At 52.8% G+C, this 16,901-nt stretch carries 13 protein-coding genes; 11 read left to right on the forward strand and 2 right to left on the reverse strand.

The genetic code is table 11. The annotated features are described in order from the left end of the window. Nucleotides 1-45 precede the first annotated feature (45 nt). From HMPREF1323_RS04510 to HMPREF1323_RS04545, 7 genes are all read left to right on the forward strand, one after another. Nucleotides 46-726: a CDP-alcohol phosphatidyltransferase family protein gene (locus HMPREF1323_RS04510; RefSeq protein ID WP_009433147.1), complete on the forward strand. Its 681-nt coding sequence runs from the start codon at nucleotides 46-48 to the stop codon at nucleotides 724-726. A gap of 14 nt (nucleotides 727-740) precedes the next feature. Then, nucleotides 741-1,160, forward strand: a complete 420-nt coding sequence (locus HMPREF1323_RS04515) for a GtrA family protein (protein WP_009433072.1) — start codon at nucleotides 741-743, stop codon at nucleotides 1,158-1,160. 21 nt (nucleotides 1,161-1,181) lie between these two features. Next, complete coding sequence (locus HMPREF1323_RS04520; protein ID WP_009433122.1) at nucleotides 1,182-2,513, forward strand: glycoside hydrolase family 3 protein; 1,332 nt, start codon at nucleotides 1,182-1,184, stop codon at nucleotides 2,511-2,513. An 11-nt stretch (nucleotides 2,514-2,524) separates the two neighbouring features. Then, entirely contained in the window at nucleotides 2,525-3,928 is a 1,404-nt protein-coding gene (locus HMPREF1323_RS04525; RefSeq protein WP_009432920.1) for a serine hydrolase domain-containing protein, read from the forward strand. Between the two features lie 29 nt (nucleotides 3,929-3,957). After that, on the forward strand, nucleotides 3,958-4,608 hold the full coding sequence (gene udk, locus HMPREF1323_RS04530) for a uridine kinase (RefSeq protein ID WP_009432959.1): 651 nt from the start codon (nucleotides 3,958-3,960) through the stop codon (nucleotides 4,606-4,608). A gap of 39 nt (nucleotides 4,609-4,647) precedes the next feature. Next, a complete protein-coding gene (mnmE, locus tag HMPREF1323_RS04535) occupies nucleotides 4,648-6,084 on the forward strand; it encodes a tRNA uridine-5-carboxymethylaminomethyl(34) synthesis GTPase MnmE (protein ID WP_009432986.1) in 1,437 nt (478 codons plus the stop codon). 1,187 nt (nucleotides 6,085-7,271) lie between these two features. Continuing rightward, on the forward strand, nucleotides 7,272-7,712 hold the full coding sequence (locus tag HMPREF1323_RS04545) for an HU family DNA-binding protein (RefSeq protein ID WP_009751904.1): 441 nt from the start codon (nucleotides 7,272-7,274) through the stop codon (nucleotides 7,710-7,712). A 259-nt stretch (nucleotides 7,713-7,971) separates the two neighbouring features. On the opposite strand, the gene msrB is transcribed toward HMPREF1323_RS04545, so the two are convergent. Next, a complete protein-coding gene (gene msrB / locus HMPREF1323_RS04550) occupies nucleotides 7,972-8,982 on the reverse strand; it encodes a peptide-methionine (R)-S-oxide reductase MsrB (protein ID WP_232203985.1) in 1,011 nt (336 codons plus the stop codon). Between the two features lie 949 nt (nucleotides 8,983-9,931). On the opposite strand from msrB, the gene mutA reads away from it, so the two are divergent. After that, nucleotides 9,932-11,791, forward strand: a complete 1,860-nt coding sequence (gene mutA, locus HMPREF1323_RS04555; RefSeq protein ID WP_044124038.1) for a methylmalonyl-CoA mutase small subunit — start codon at nucleotides 9,932-9,934, stop codon at nucleotides 11,789-11,791. A gap of 20 nt (nucleotides 11,792-11,811) precedes the next feature. Beyond that, complete coding sequence (gene scpA, locus HMPREF1323_RS04560; RefSeq protein ID WP_009433015.1) at nucleotides 11,812-13,965, forward strand: methylmalonyl-CoA mutase; 2,154 nt, start codon at nucleotides 11,812-11,814, stop codon at nucleotides 13,963-13,965. Nucleotides 13,966-14,072: 107 nt separating this feature from the next. Here the strand turns inward: scpA and HMPREF1323_RS04565 are convergent, their stop codons facing one another. Further along, the gene (locus HMPREF1323_RS04565; RefSeq protein WP_009432915.1) at nucleotides 14,073-14,702 is read right to left on the reverse strand and encodes a DUF417 family protein; all 630 of its coding nucleotides are present in this window, start codon (nucleotides 14,700-14,702) and stop codon (nucleotides 14,073-14,075) included. Nucleotides 14,703-15,122: 420 nt separating this feature from the next. Between HMPREF1323_RS04565 and HMPREF1323_RS04570 the strand changes: the two genes are divergently transcribed. Next, a complete protein-coding gene (locus tag HMPREF1323_RS04570; protein WP_009433055.1) occupies nucleotides 15,123-15,605 on the forward strand; it encodes an HU family DNA-binding protein in 483 nt (160 codons plus the stop codon). 143 nt (nucleotides 15,606-15,748) lie between these two features. Further along, nucleotides 15,749-16,897 (forward strand): hypothetical protein, encoded by a 1,149-nt coding sequence (locus HMPREF1323_RS04575; RefSeq protein ID WP_009432946.1) that lies wholly within the window; start codon nucleotides 15,749-15,751, stop codon nucleotides 16,895-16,897. The last annotated feature ends 4 nt before the right edge of the window (nucleotides 16,898-16,901 follow it).

Raw genomic sequence — 16,901 nt, forward strand, 5'->3', positions numbered from 1 at the left:
ATAGGCTGAGCCCAGAGGACCCAGTCAATAGAATAATACAGAGTTATGTCTGAAACTAAAAAGGCGATAAGCCAAGATCGTAAGCGAACGAATATCCTTCATGATCAGGAGCTTGCTCTTATCGCCTATTTCGTAGAGCGTATGCCTCGCTGGGTGACGTCTAATATGCTTACTTCGCTAGGCCTTTGTGGCAATCTACTCGTAGCGGTGCTCATGTGCTTAGCCACGGTTTGGGGCTCTTGGCTCCTGCTATTCACACCCATCGCATTCTTCATCAACTGGTTTGGAGACTCCCTTGATGGGCGTCTTGCTTACTATCGTAAGAAGCCCCGTAAGTGGTTTGGCTTCTGTCTGGATATCGTAGTTGACTGGATCGGTATCGTAGCTATCGGCTTGGGTTATTATGCCTATGTACAGCCTGCATGGAAGGTCGTTGGGTTCATCTTTGTCGTTCTCTACGGTGCAGAGATGATCATCTCACAGCTCCGCTATAAGGTCACAGATAAGTATTCGATTGACTCGGGTATCCTAGGCCCGACGGAGGTCCGTATCATCTTAGCTTTGCTCTTCTGCTCCGAATTCTTCTTTCCTGGGAGCATGCAGTGGTTCGGTCTCGTGATCTCGATTATCCTCCTCTTCTCCTTTATTTTAGACTTCCGTAAGCTCCTCGCTGCAGCAGATGAGCGCGATATCGCTCTTCGTCGTGAGCAGCAGGCTTCCAACTAAGGTCATTCTTCCCCTTGCTCCAACGCCTTCGACGTCTTGTCCTGAACTTCACTCAAGCCCAGATATCCGCTGGAGCTGGCTCTGTCGTGGACTATGGTCTGATGATCCTTGGCGTCGAGGTCTTCGGATGGGAACTCTTCTGGGCACTCGCTTGTGGTGGGGTAGTAGGGGCGGTCGTTAACTTCTCGCTCAATCGCTATTGGACCTTCCGAGATAAGGGCGTAGCTTATGATAGTGGTCTTGGGGGGCAAATCCTTAAGTTCGCTACGACCGTAGCGGGTAGTATCCTCCTAAAGTATCTCGGCACGTATGCCCTTGAGCACTATGCTGGGATCGACTATAAGATAGGGAAGCTCATCAGCGACCTCTTTGTCTCCGTACTCTTCAATTATACGCTACAGCGCTTTTGGGTCTTCCGTAAGCAGAAGCCCTAAGCGCTTTATTTATATCCCTCAATGGCTGCAATAACATTCCAACCCTCCAAATATTTACTGGGACTTGCTCTGTGCTGTACTCTTAGCTTTGATGCCTTCTCGGCACCGCAGGAGAGCAAGACTCCCAAGAAGACAGAGCCACGACAAGAAGCCCTCCTCGTCTTCCGAGGTATCGATCCTACAGCACAGCAGCGCTGGGTCGATAGCGTCTATAAGAGCCTCGACTTGGAGGGGCGTGTGGGGCAGCTGATCATGCCGATTATCTACCCACGTCCAGAGGACAAGTCTGCTTTGCTGAAGCGCATGAAGCAGGAGAAGTGGGGCGGGATACTCTTCCAAAAGGGCTTCCTTGCTGATCAGCGAGACCTGACACAGAGCCTGCAAGAGGCAAGTGCTGTGCCCATGCTCATCGCTCTCGATGGTGAGTGGGGACTCTATATGCGTCTCAAGGATGCCCCACGCTATCCTCGTAGTAAGGGACTTGGAATTAAGGGAGATATGGAGCTCATCAAAGCCTATGGTGCCGAGGTGGCTCGTCAGTGTCAGCTGATGGGGATTCACATCAACTTCGCTCCCGTGGTAGATGTGAATATCAATCCGAAGAACCCCGTCATCGGTACGCGTAGCTTTGGCGATAGCCCTGAGCTCGTCGCTCGCTGTGCTGTTGCCTATGGGCAGGGGCTCGAAGAGGGTGGTGTCCTCTCTGTCGCAAAGCACTTCCCTGGGCATGGTGACACCTCCGAAGACTCCCACAAGACACTTCCCACGGTATCGGCCTCACGTGAGCGTATGCAGCGTGTTGAGCTCTATCCCTTCCGTGCCTATCGTGATGCGGGACTTGGTGGCGTCATGACGGCTCACCTGCGTGTACCGGCCTATGATGCCACAGGACGCGCTGCCTCGCTTAGCCGTAAGATCACGACAGATCTCCTACGCCGCGACATGGGCTTCAAGGGACTTGTCATCACGGATGCTCTGGAGATGCGCGGTGCTCAGGCTAATGGCGTGAACTCAGTAGCAGTCGAAGCCCTGAAAGCCGGTAATGATATCCTCCTTGGCCCTTCACAGCCTTTGGAGGCTCGTAATGCAATCATCCAAGCACTCCGATCGGGTGAGGTGAGCGAATCCGAAGTAGAAGAGAAGTGCCGTCGTATCTTGGCCTTTAAGTATGCTCTGATCATCAAGAAGAAGTCGCCAGAAGCTTCTGCGGCTGAGGTCAAGAAGCAGATATGGACTCCCGAAGAAGCTGCGCTTCGCAGCCGCCTCTGGCAAGCTAATGTATCTGCAGGTGAGGGAGAAGACCCCACGGCAAAGACCACGGCTATTCAGTCTACCTCGAAGACTCGTCGCTAAACCATACGTCTATGCGCTCCCGTCCTCTCCTTGCCCTCCTCTCGCTTCTTCCGCTGAGTGCTCTCTATGGGCAGACGCCTCAGCTGCCTGATAGTCTGCAGGTAGATAGCCTACCAGTCACTACAGAGCATATCCTTGCTCCCGAATCTATATCCTCCAAAGCCTTGGCTCGTATCGATAGCTTAGCTGAGGCTGGCCTTCGTATAGGAGCTTATCCAGGGTGTCAGATCTTTGCTTTCTACCAAGGTGAGGTACTTGTGAACAAAGCCTATGGTTCGCTTACGGGCCTCAAGGGAAGACAGGGTGAGCCTGCTACGCCCCAAAGCATCTATGACCTTGCTTCTGTCACGAAGGCCGCAGCTACGACACCTGCTCTGATGCTCCTCGTCGGGGAGAAGAAGATCAATCTCAATTCTCCACTGCTGAGCTACCTCCCGGAGACCAAGGAGACCCTGCTCGGGATGGTCACTATCCGCCAGCTCCTCCTCCATCAGTCTGGGCTACCAGCAGGGATCAACTTCTACACCGATCTTATTGATGATACGAGCTATGAGGGCTCGCTCATACGCTATAAGTCCTTTGCCGGTGGTGTGCCTCTCGTAGGGAAGGCTTGGGGTAACCCGAACTTCCGCTTCCTCGATAAGTACATCTCCGATAAGGCGACCGAAGAGCATCCTCTGCGCTTTGGTTCAAAGAAGTATCTATCGCCGTCCTTCAAGACACGTATGATGGAGCGTCTTCTCTCGGCTCGCGTCTCATCGGATAAGAGCTACCGCTATAGTGATCTGAACTTCATCCTCCTCCAGCAAGTCATCGAGCGAGCCTCTGGTGAGCCCTTAGATGAGTTCGTCACGAAGCATATCTATCGCCCTATCCAAGCACGTCTGTACTTCAATCCCTTGGAGCGTGGCGTAAAGATCCAGCAGATCGCACCCGCCCAGCATGATACCTTCCTGCGTGGGGAGATCCTGCGTGGTACGGTCGATGATGAAGCTGCTGCCTGTCTTGGTGGCGTATCGGGTAATGCAGGACTCTTCGGGGCGGCTGAAGAACTCGCGAAGGTCTGCCAACTCCTCCTCCAGCATGGAGCATGGGGCAAGAAGCAGGTCATTCCCAGCTCTGCCGTTCGTCTCTTCACTGAGACGACGAGTGCATCGGGCATCAGAGCTCTTGGCTTTGATAAGCCCCGCTCTTCGGGTGGTCCTACGGGGATCTATGCCTCATCAGCGACCTACGGACACCAGGGCTTCACGGGGACATGCTTCTGGGTAGACCCCAAGTATGACCTCATCTTTATCTTCCTCTCCAACCGCACCTACCCGACACGTCAGAATACGACCCTCATACGTGAGCGTCTCCGTCAGCGTCTCCAGGACTTGGTCTACGAGGCTGTCGGAGCCACCACGCCCAGATAAACTTGATCCCTTATCATCTCGCTACAGCTATGAGCCAAGCAAATACTACATCCACCACGATCATCGGTGTCGCTGGTGGCTCTGCCTCAGGTAAGTCAACCCTCGTGCGCAAGCTCCAGGAGGCCTTTGCCGATGAGCACGTCACGACGCTCTGCCACGACTTCTACTATAAGGCGCACGATGATCTCAGTCTCGAGGAGCGCTCCAAGCTCAACTACGACCACCCGCACTCCTTCGACACGGATATGATGATCGAGCATATCCGCCAGCTCAAGCAGGGGCAGAGTATCCAGCGCCCCGTCTACTCCTTCACCGACCACAACCGCCTGCCCCAGACGGTATGTGTCCAGCCCGCGAAGGTCCTGATCCTTGATGGTATCTTGATCCTTGAGAACAAGGAGCTACGCGAACTGATGGACGTCAAGGTCTTCGTTGATACCGATGATGACGTGCGCTTAGCTCGCCGCCTCGTGCGTGATGTCCAGGAGCGCGGACGTGATATGAACTCGGTGCTCAAGCAGTACTTCTCTACGGTGAAGCCCATGCATCGTGACTTCGTCGAGCCCTCCAAGCGCTACGCTGATATCATCATTCCCGAAGGGGGGATGAACTCCGTCGCACTCTCGCTGCTCGTGGAGAATATCCATTCGATCCTGAAGCGTGGTCAGCTTGAGGAATAAGCGCTTCTCTCTGAACTCCCTTTACCTTCCTACTATCCCATGATATCATCGCTTATCGGCAGTGATACGATCTGTGCTGTGGCTACTGCGCCTGGCATGGGGGGTATCGCTATTATCCGTGTGTCGGGCTCCGAAGCCGTCGGCATCGTCGATCAGATCTTCTCCTGTCGTGAAGTCCGTACGCTCGAGCGTGCTAAGGATCGAATGGCTTACTTTGGTCGCTTCTCTCACGAGGGCAAGACGATCGACGAAGGTCTGGTCACTTGCTTCCGTGCCCCACGCTCCTATACGGGTGAAGATGTCGTAGAGATCTCGTGCCACGGCTCGGTCTTCATCCAGCAGGCACTCCTCGAAGCCCTCACTGATCAAGGCTGTCGTATGGCAGCCCCAGGCGAGTTCACGCGTCGTGCTTACCTCCATGGCAAGATGGATCTAAGTCGTGCCGAAGCCGTAGCAGACCTCATCGCATCCGAATCGGAAGCGCAGCACCGTATGGCGCTCACTCAGATGCGTGGGGGCTATAGCGCGGAGTTCGCCCAGCTACGCGAGCGGCTTCTACAGCTGACCAGCCTCATGGAGCTGGAGCTGGACTTCAGCGAGGAGGATGTGACCTTCGCTGACCGTACGCAGCTTCTGCAGCTTCTTGACGAACTGACGGCGAAGATCGAGCGTCTGACCGAGAGCTTCCGCCTTGGCAATGCGATCAAGCGTGGTATCCCAGTGGCTATCGCTGGCGCAACGAACGTGGGGAAGAGCACCCTGCTCAATACTCTTTTAGGCGAAGAGCGCGCTATCGTCAGTGATATCCATGGTACGACTCGTGATACCATCGAGGATGTGCTGAATATCGATGGTGTCCTTTTCCGCTTCATCGATACGGCAGGCTTGCGCTCGACGGATGACACGATCGAGGCGCTGGGTATTGATCGCAGCTACGATAAGATCGACAAGGCGAGCCTTGTCCTACTCCTCGTAGATGCCCTGCGCATAGCTGAAGAAAACTATCGTGCGGCGCTCCTCCAGCTCCTTCCTCGCCTGGAGAATAAGCCCTTCCTCGTCTTGCTCAACAAGGTCGATGCCATCGATCCTCAGACCACGCAAGCTGTACTAACGGATCTTTCATCGCTACTTACCGAGTATTTGCCTTCGGATGAAGCGCCTTTGATCCTACCCATATCGGCCCAACGAGGGGATGGATTGGATGAACTTCGTGCGGCACTGATCAAGGCCTTGGCGCTTCCCGAGCTCAAGTCTACCGACCTTGTCGTGAGCAATGCCCGCCATCATGAGCTTCTCACGACGGCTCTCCATAGCCTAAGGACCGTGCGTACGGGGCTAACGGATGGCCTTCCCACAGACCTGCTGACACCCGACCTTCGTGGTGCTATCACGGCCATAGGCGAAGTCACCGGAGCCGATATCACAAGTGACTCTGTCCTTCACAATATCTTCGCTCACTTCTGCATCGGTAAGTAAGACTCGATCTTTAAGGATACTGCTGCTTAAAGTACAGCACTCGTCATCCAAGTATCTTTGCGTCTCAAGTGAATAGGAACCTCATATACTATTTATCTATCGGAATCTCCTGCCATCAGTGCATGCTAATTCTCATGTCGGACAGTATGTCAACTTGAAACGCCTCCCCTAACTGTCAATTTGTCTATCACATCCTTTTTCCACCAACATGGCATGGTCTTCGTAATCGTCATTAGTAAGTGCAAGCAAATAAAGCCTCACTTAACATGTCGAATTTAAACAGAAATCTATGACAGTATTTGATTTGAAAATGATTGCCTCAGCAGGTGGGAACCTCATCATTAATCAAGTAAGCTACTCAAGTTTTGACCTAAGGTCAGTTGCAGCTGCTAGCCGTGAGGGGAAAGGAACCCTTATGATCAAAAGAGTTCGTAACCTTAGCGCATCCGACTGCAAAAGTATAGCATCTGAAAATCCAGGGCATGTCACCTTCGATTTCAGTGAGGAATAGCAGCTATCTCAAAAGTAAGTAAACTATGGAGTATTATGCCAATCTGAGAGGAAACTCACCAATCGTGGGATACGAGATTTACCCAACGAGTATTATTGTCTACTTCAAGGGAGGAAAACCTTATTCTTATAGCTACGGTAAGGCAGGGGAAAAGAATGTAGAGACAATGAAACTCTTGGCTAAGAGAGGTTCGGGTCTAAGCGCATATATCACACAGCATGTGCGTTTCTTGTATGATTAGATTCATTGACTTAGGTCACAGAGAAAAGACTAGCTATACTTGGCCTATAGGATAAAACCTATATCTACAGTGTTCTCCCCATATGCAAGCTAGTGGTGAGACAGACAAAAGCTATATAGCTTTGGGCTGATTCCTATATAGGATCACCCCGATTGCTATATAGCTTTTGTTGTATTCCTATATAGCTTTCACCTGATTACTATATAGTATTGATGTGATTACTATATAGCTTTTGGGTGATTACTATATAGTATTGGCTCGATTACTATATAGCTTTGTAACGTGTGATATATAGGAATATTTTGAAGAGAAATGCTTAACTTCGCAATGTGTACCAAGTGAGACACATAAACACATTATTACTAACAGCTTAATACCATTTGAATCCCATGGGAAAGAACAAGCCTTTAGCCTATGTGCTACGCGAAAGAAAAAATGAGTATCGGCAAGCTCAAAGGGCAGATCGTACAAGTAGCGTCGCCCACAGACCGACGTAGCGTTTCCTTCGACCACTTCTGCGAAATGGTCGCCGATCAAACCACTTTCAACTACATGGAGGTCGCTTCCGTGCTCAATCTGGCCGCCGATATGGCGAGAAAACTCGTCGCTAACGGCGATATGGTCGAGTTCGGGCGTCTGGGCAAACTGAAGCCCAGCTTCAAGAGTAAGGTCGTGCCCAAGGGGCAGGAATTCAATGCGAGCCTGCATATCACCGAGGCTCGCGTGCTCCTGCGCCCCAATTCCGAGTACTTCCGTCTGGATGATGTCAGCTTCGAGCGGGTCACTCCCCGCGTGAAGAAGGCGAAGAAAGCCACTCCTAAAACAGGTGGTGGTTCGTCGGACAATCATTCTGGAGACGGGCATGTAGGGATCTGATGCCTGCGAAGTGATAGGAGTCATCTTATCCCCTTAGTACCCGATCCCACATCTCCGTGATCTATCAAGTGAAGGAGGCCATGTGCTCTCCTTCACTTGATATTTTTTTTGTGCGGCGCTGTGCAAGCACCTTTCCCCCGATGGGATATGTAGTGCTTGCTGTGCTTAGAGATAGATGACCGTAGATACAGCGATCCCATCGGAGATGAATGAGCCTTCTCCGATGGGATTGTTGTGTGTAGAGTTGTAGGCGCTTACCTTACTTCCCCTTCTTGCTCTGCTTCTTCTCGAGGAGGGGGAGGTACTTGGCGTAGCCGGCTTGCTTCATCTCTTCGCGGGGGATGAAGCGCAGGGCCGCGCTATTGATGCAGTAGCGTAGGCCACCCAGCTCCTGCGGGCCGTCTTCGAAGACATGGCCAAGATGCGCCTTACCCGTCTTACTACGCACCTCGATACGCTTCATGCCGTGGGAGTCGTCCTGATGCTCGCTGATGAGGGTCGAGTCAATGGGGCGGGAGAAGCTGGGCCATCCGCAGCCCGAGTCGAACTTATCCGTGGAGATGAAGAGCGGTTCGCCCGTCGTGATATCGACATAGATGCCTTCACGCTTCTCGTCCCAATAGTCGTTGTCAAAGGGATGCTCTGTGGCGGCATGCTGCGTGACAGCGTACTGAGTGGGGGTGAGCCGACGGCGCAGCTCTTCGTCCGAAGGCTTGGCATAGGCATTGGCCTCGCGAGCGATCTGGAAGAGCTCGGGGCGGATATGGCAGTAGCCCGATGGGTTCTTGTCCAAATAGTCCTGGTGGTAAGTCTCTGCATCATAGAAGTTGCGGAGGGGCTCTACCTCGATGACGATGGGCTGTGTGTGCTCACGCTGTAGCGTCTCGATCGCCTTCTTGATCGTCGGTAGGTCTGCGGTGTCGGTGTAATAGATGCCCGTGCGGTACTGATCGCCCACGTCGCCACCTTGCTTATTGAGCGACGTCGGATCAATCGTCAGGAAGTAGAGCTCAAGGAGCTTGCTGAGGCTTACCTGATCGGGAGCGTAGGTGATGTGTACGGCTTCGGCAAAGCCCGTCGTGTGGCTACACACTTCCTCATAGCTGGGACGGGAGGTATGGCCATTGGCGTAGCCGACCTCCGTGGAGATGACGCCACGTACTTGCTTGAAGAAGTGCTCGGTGCCCCAGAAGCAACCGCCGGCCAAATAGATCTCTTTCATAGGTGAAGTGGATGGAGTGTTGGGTGAAGGGTGTGTCTGCATGCGCATAGCTCGAAGTCCTAAGGCTCCAGCTGCCAGTAGTAGCAGAAGGGTCAGTGTCCGGAGACTGTTCCGTTTCATAATGCCTGTTCTTTTAGACTGTGTAGAGGTTGATGGTAGTTTACTGACTTATTAACAGCGTAGACCTGACGATAGTTATAAGCCATCCCATATCGAGGTATAGTTTGAGTCAATATCGGGTAGGGGTGCGAACCTATATTGGTTCGTGCTCCGACCAATATAGGTTCGCGTGCAGACCAATATAGGTTCGCGCGTCGACCAATATAGGTTCGCTCAGTGACCAATATAGGTTCATACCATCTACCACTATTGGTTCACTCTCGTTTCGCTATGTGAGATCATTGCAATGGTCTCCAATATATATGAAGGAGTAGCGAGTGGGGAGTTGCGGTTAATTTGCCTTGGTCTTGGAGTTAGTCGAGATGCCTCTTATGATTGGTGGTTTTTCTGGGAGGGACATTGGTGGGTTTTTCCCCTTCGGTGTAAGGCCGATTTAGGAGGTTTATTCCCAGGTGATTGATGAAGTGGCAGGGCTATGTTATGTGGGGCTGGTTTTGCGACCAGTACTAGTCTCTGAGTTGACCAGTACTAGTTGCATATATTGACCAGTACTACTTCGCACGGTGACCAGTACTGGTCCGATTGGCAATCAGTACAGGTTTGTTTAGCCCCTCTTTAGAGTGATGAATATGAAGCCTATAAGTCTCTACTACTAAGCACCTCTTAGACGAAAGATTACCTGCCTGAGGGTGGCGCAAGTCGCTCCGTAGGGAAGAGGGTGAGGAGTCGTGGATGATACGATGTGTCTCCATAGGGTAATATCGCATTCTGCCAGCCTTTTGCACGTCTCGGGAAAACCTTTGGCGAGCCTAGGTCGTTTCACTGATTTACGTTACCTTTGCGGATATAAGTAATCAATTCACTAAATTGAACTATTATGGCAACTGACAAAGAACGGTTACTGAGCGAATTCCCTGCCATTAGCACACAGGAATGGAAGGACAAGATCGTGACCGACCTGAAGGGAGCTGACTTCGAGCGTAAGCTCATCTGGCGTACCAACGAAGGATTCAACGTCAACCCCTTCTATCGTCGCGAAGACCTCGAAGGTCTCTCTACCCCCAAAGTGATGCCTGCAGAGTATCCCTATGTCCGCTCCACGCGCATGGACAATGAGTGGCTCATCCGTCAGGACATCAATGTAAATGACCCCAAGGAAGCCAATGAAAAGGCACTGGATATCCTCAATAAGGGGATTACCTCGCTGGGCTTCAAGCTTCGTCGCGATCAGGTCAATAAGGAAACTCTGGCCATCCTGCTCAAGGGCATTATGCCCGAGGCTATCGAGCTGAACTTCTCTTGCTGCATCTCTGTAGCAGCTCAGCTCGCAGGCGAACTGGCCGCTTATCTCACCGAAGTAGGAGCCGATGTAGCACAGTGCAAGGGCTCGATCAACTTCGATCCCTTCAAGAAGCAGCTCGTCAAGGGTATCTCTAACCCCCAGTGGGTGACTATGTGCGCACAGCTCCTCGACGCTGTCCGCCCCCTGCCTCAGTACCGCGTCCTCACGGTCAATGCCCTCAACATCAATAACGCCGGTGCCTACATCTATCAGGAGCTGGGCTATGCACTCTCTTGGGGTGCTGAGCTCATCGACAAGCTCACGGAAGCAGGCTACTCCATCGAAGAACTGACGAGCCGTATCAAGTTCGTCTTCGGCGTAGGGTCCAACTACTTCATGGAGCTGGCTAAGTTCCGTGCTGCACGCTGGCTCTGGGCTGAGATCATCGGTGCCTACGGTGATCAGTATAAGGGTGACGCAGCTAAGATCCACATGCATGCTGTCACCTCTACCTGGAATAAGACGATCTACGATGCTCACGTTAACCTCCTTCGTACACAGACCGAAGCGATGTCAGCGACCCTGGGCGGTGTAGACTCTCTGACGGTACAGCCCTTCGATGTTACCTACCAGGAATCAGACAACTTCTCCGAACGTATCGCACGAAACCAGCAGCTCCTCCTCAAGGAAGAGTCTCACTTCGACAAGGTCATTGACCCCGCTGCTGGCTCCTACTATATCGAGCATCTGACGAACGCCCTCGCAGAGCAGGCTTGGAAGCTCTTCCTCGCTGTAGAAGAAGAGGGTGGCTTCGCTGCTGCTGTCGAAGCTGGTAGCGTACAGAAGGAGGTCAACGCCAGCAACGCTAAGCGTCACGCTGCTGTCGCTGCTCGTAAGGAAATCTTCCTCGGTACGAACCAGTTCCCCAACTTCACCGAAACAGCTGCACAGAAGGTCGCTCAGGTAGAAGCAGGTGGTCACAGCTGCGGCTGCGGTACTCCTTCGATCGAAGCTCTGAACTTCGACCGTGGTGCTTCCGAATTTGAAGCTCTTCGTCTCGCTACCGAACGCTCGGGCAAGGAGGTTAAGGTCTTCATGCTCACCATCGGTAACCTCGCGATGCGTCTGGCTCGCTCTCAGTTCTCCAGTAACTTCTTCGCTTGCGCTGGCTACAAGGTCCTCGACAACCTTGGCTTCGCTACGGTGCAGGAAGGTGTTGACGCTGGTCTCGCAGCTGGTGCCTCGATCATCGTCCTCTGCTCGAGCGATGATGAGTATGCAGAGTTCGCTCCTGAGGCGTACAAGTATCTCGCAGGTCGCGCTGAGTTCGTCGTAGCAGGTGCTCCTGCTTGTGCAGATGACCTCAAGGCTGTCGGCATCGAGAACTTCATCAATGTGAAGAGCAACGTCCTCGAAACGCTCCGCCAGTTCAACCAGAAGCTTGGTATTAACTAATCGGTAAGGAGACAGAAGAAATGAAACCACAATTCAAGAACATAGATATTAAGTCTGCAGGCTTTGCCCAGACTTGCCCCGTCGAATGGGCTTCGAAGCAGGATAACAGCTCCGTATGGCGTACCGCCGAGCAGATCCTCGTCAAGCCCGTCTACACGGCGCACGACCTCGAAGGGATGGAACACCTCGACTATGCTTCCGGTATTCCTCCTTACCTGCGCGGTCCTTATAGCGGTATGTACGCTATGCGTCCTTGGACGATCCGTCAGTATGCAGGCTTCTCTACGGCTGAAGAGTCTAACGCCTTCTATCGCCGTAACCTCGCCTCTGGTCAGAAGGGGCTTTCCGTAGCCTTCGACCTTGCTACCCACCGTGGGTACGACGCTGACCACCCTCGTGTAGTCGGTGACGTCGGTAAGGCTGGGGTATCGATCTGTTCGCTGGAGGATATGAAGGTGCTCTTCGATGGTATCCCCCTCAACAAGATGTCCGTCTCGATGACGATGAACGGTGCCGTACTTCCTGTCATGGCATTCTACATCAACGCAGGTCTCGAGCAGGGTGCTAAGCTTGATGAGATGGCTGGTACGATTCAGAATGATATCCTCAAGGAGTTCATGGTGCGTAACACCTACATCTACCCACCCGAATTCTCGATGCGTATCATCGCTGACATCTTCGAGTACACGTCGCAGAACATGCCTAAGTTCAACTCGATCTCTATCTCCGGCTACCACATGCAGGAAGCTGGTGCTACGGCAGACATCGAGATGGCTTACACGCTTGCTGACGGTCTCGAATACCTCAAGGCTGGTATCGCTGCTGGTATCCCCGTAGATAAGTTCGCTCCTCGTCTGTCCTTCTTCTGGGCTATCGGTATGAACCACTTCATGGAGATCGCCAAGATGCGTGCTGCACGCTGTCTGTGGGCTAAGATCGTCCAGCAGTTCAACCCTGAGAACCCCAAGAGCCTTGCGCTTCGTACGCACAGCCAGACGTCTGGTTGGTCGCTAACCGAGCAGGATCCCTTCAACAACGTAGGTCGTACCTGTATCGAAGCTATGGGTGCAGCACTCGGTCACACGCAGTCGCTCCACACCAACGCTCTTGACGAAGCTATCGCACTGCCTACGGACTTCTCCGCTCGTATCGCTCGTAATACGCAGATCTATATCCAGGAAGAGACCCTTATCTGTAAGGAGATCGACCCATGGGCAGGTTCGTACTACGTCGAAAGCCTTACGAACGAACTCATGCACAAGGCATGGGAGCATATCAAGGAAGTCGAAAGCATGGGTGGTATGGCTAAGGCTATCGAAACGGGTCTGCCAAAGATGCGTATCGAAGAAGCTGCGGCTCGTACGCAGGCTCGTATCGACTCTCGCCAGCAGGTCATCGTCGGTATCAACAAGTATCGCCTCGAGAAGGAAGATCCTATTGATATCCTCGAGATCGACAACACTGCTGTACGTGAGCAGCAGATCGCTCGTCTGAATGATCTGCGTAAGGGTCGTGACGAAGCTGCTGTCAAGGCTGCTCTCGAAGCTATCACCCGCTGCGTAGAGACGAAGGAAGGTAACCTCCTTGACCTCGCTGTCAAGGCCGCTGCTCTCCGTGCTTCTCTCGGTGAAATCTCTGACGCCTGCGAAAAGATCGTAGGTCGCTATAAGGCTATCATTCGTACTATCTCAGGCGTGTATTCTTCAGAATCCGGCGAAGATCAGGACTTCATCAAGGCTAAGGCTCTTGCTAAGAAGTTCGCTGAAAAGGAAGGTCGTCAGCCCCGTATCATGATCGCTAAGATGGGTCAGGACGGTCACGACCGCGGTGCAAAGGTTGTCGCTACGGGCTATGCAGACTGTGGCTTCGACGTAGACATGGGACCTCTCTTCCAGACTCCAGAAGAGTCCGCTCGTCAGGCTGTCGAAAACGACGTCCACGTGATGGGTGTCTCTTCACTGGCTGCAGGTCACAAGACGCTGATCCCTCAGGTCATCGAAGAGCTGAAGAAGCTTGGCCGTCCCGACATCCTCGTCACGGCTGGTGGTGTCATCCCTGCTCAGGACTATGAGTTCCTCTACAACGCAGGTGTTGCCGCTATCTTCGGTCCTGGTACCCCAGTAGCTTACTCCGCTGCTAAGGTCCTCGAGATCCTCCTCGGTGAAGAAGCCTAAGCAACTCTAATAAGGTAGCCCCCGAGGCTACACTACTAAACGGCAGAGAGCCCCATCCACCGAAGTGGATGGGGCTCTCTTTTTAGCCTTTATCGAAGGAGGATCGCTTACTTCTTCAGTCGTGCGAGGATCTTGCTTGCAGATTCAGAGAGCAGGACCACAGCACCAGCGAGGATCGCAGTATCCTTGATGACGAGGCGACCAGCACCAGAAAGGAAGGGGAAGCCATTGGCCCATTCGCCAGCAGCTAAGGCTTCGGGCGAAGCGTGTACCCATGTTTCGGGTGTGGTGATGAGGAAGCTCAGCGTCCCAAGGGTCATGATGATGCAGAGGACCTCACCGATGATGCCGAGATAGGGAGAGAAGAGCCCGAGGAAGACGAGGATACCGATCGTCATGATCAGGATACCGAGGCCGTGAGAGAAGAGGTAGGTACGGTTCTCTACATGCCAATCGTGCTTAGCCTGATCATACTTACCCTCAGGCACCTTATTGAGGGTGTATTCCTTTACGGTCTTGCCTTCGTCGTTGGTCACCTTGTTATTGGCGTCCTTGAGGAAGAAGCTCATCAGCGGGCTATTTGCCACGAAGGGGATGATCCCATTGGCTTCGTAGTTAGCGAACTTCAGGCCACCGATCCATACGAAGATGATGAGGATGGCCACACGGATCAGTTTGCGTCCGAGGCCCCCGAGGTTGCTCGCGCACTCCAAGAAGGAGATGAATGCCTTTTGCATTTTGTTAGAGTTGTTAGTTAGGTTGTTATTAAAAGAATTATCTGACTTACAAACCTAATGCTTCTTGGGAAAGTTCACGCAGTGCAAGTTCGTGGCTGCTGAGAAGGCTTGGTTTTGGGGCGAAAGGAACTTCTGCTTCGGAGGGAAGGAATATACCTTTTGTTCGTGAGGAATATTCCTCGCTGTCGTTAGGAATATACCTTTTGCTCGTGAGGAATATTCCTCGCTGTCGTTAGGAATATACCTTTTGCTCGTGAGGAATATTCCTCGCTGTCATTAGGAATATACCTTTCGATCGTTAGGTATATACCTTTTGTCCAAAAGATTACTACCTTTGTTTGTAATCTAATCAATACCTCACCGTTAAGCCCCTCCTCCTTCCTTGAGGTAATGTGTTCGGGGGAAAATCTAATTCATGTTATGGCAAATAAACCATTACAATTTATCGTCGTTGATCGCAAGATCTCAGTCGGCAAACATGCTGGTAAGGTAATGCAAGTCGCTATACCTACCGGGCGTCATCGTATTGACTTCCGTAGCTTCTGCGAGCGCGTCGCCAAGTCCACCACCTTCAATCGCCAAGAGGTCGAAGCTGTCCTCAACTACGCTACTGAGATAGCTAAGGATATCGTAGCCAATGGTGATACCGTGGACTTCGGGGATCTTGGTTCGCTGATGCCTTCATTCAAGAGCAAGGCTGTAGAGAAAGGGCAGAAGTTCAATGCGAACATCCACATCGAGAAGCCTGTGGTACTCTTGAAGCCTTCGCGCAAGTACTTCACACTTACCGATGTCAGCTATGAGCAGACAGAGCCCAAGACCAAGGCTGCGAAGTCAAAGCCCAAGAAGAACACGCCCGAGGGCGGCACGCCTTCTGAGGGTAACGGGCACGTAGGTATCTAATCTGCGACGGCTAAGCCAAGACGCTTCGCCCCGCCTTCACGCGATGAAGGCGGGGCGAATGCCTTTGGTGGCGGGAGGAAGCAGCTCCATCGGGGAGCGGGAGTCGATGAACTACTGCAGGGCGTAGGGTGTTCTAAGTGTGCATGATGAAGATTATTCGCACGATTTATCATAAGACACGGCGCCTCATCGCCAATACGCCTCCACTGCCGACGGAGCTATTTACTTTTCCTTTGGGCTTGACACTGGTCCTGCTCTTCCCGCCGGCTGTGGCGTGGATAGCAGTAGCCGCCTTGCTCACACTCTCTATGCTCCTCCTGTGGTGTATGGGGGCGCTGCGGATCAATCGCTCTGTTGTTGGCCGTTCGCTCTTTGTGCTCCTCCTGTGGGGTGGGCTTTTCCTGCTCTCTCCCGAGGACATCATGGAGCATCCCTTAGGTGCTCAGGCGCTCCTTCTCATCAGCTATCTCATCAGTAGTATTGTCGTCGCGGCCTATCGCTGGGCAAAAGAGCACCGAATGAAGGGTCAAGAGCTCTGCATCCGTGTGCGAATCCTGCGTGTCGAGCGACTACGCTTCGAGCGCATCTTAGTCCTTTCGTCTCTGGCGGGACTGCTCTTCCAGGGGCTTTGTGCTCAGCTTTGCCCCGTAGAGCATCGTGATCTCCTGCATATTGCCTCTACCTTCATCGTCCTCTTCACGTGGGCGGTCTACACGATCGAGTGCATTCACCTCGTCTGGGTGCAACGTCGCCTCGAGAATGAAGAATGGATCCCCGTGCTCAGCGATGACCAGCGCCCCATCGGTCGGGTGTCTAAGACGACTCCCGAGTATGAAGGTGGCCGCCTGCCAGTAGTTCGCCTCATCGCCTTATCGCGAGATATGATCTATCTGGAGCAGTCTGAGGCGCCATCACTCCCCGCTGCCTCTGGCTACGACACGCCATTCATCTCGTGGCTCACTGAGGGAAGCCGCCCCGACCAAGTAGCTCAGCGCCTCATCGACCTGCGCTTCTGCGGTATCCGTCGTGCACGTCCCCGCTTTCTGCTGCATTATCACGAAGAGATCAATGGTCAGGCGCTCAGCGTCTATCTTTTCGCAGTGGACATCGCAGAGCCTGGTCAGCTGCTCATCGACTGTCTTCCGACGCGTGGCAGATGGTGGCCCATCGACCATCTGGCTCCAGAGATCGAGACGGGTGACTTCACTAGCTACCTGCGCTCCGAATACCCTTACTTAGAGCAGACGCTACTCTTGGCGCATCGTCTTCGCTCTTCATCTTCCCATTCCTAAGACT

It is taken from the genome of Porphyromonas sp. oral taxon 279 str. F0450, assembly GCF_000292995.1.
Classification (GTDB): domain Bacteria; phylum Bacteroidota; class Bacteroidia; order Bacteroidales; family Porphyromonadaceae; genus Porphyromonas; species Porphyromonas pasteri.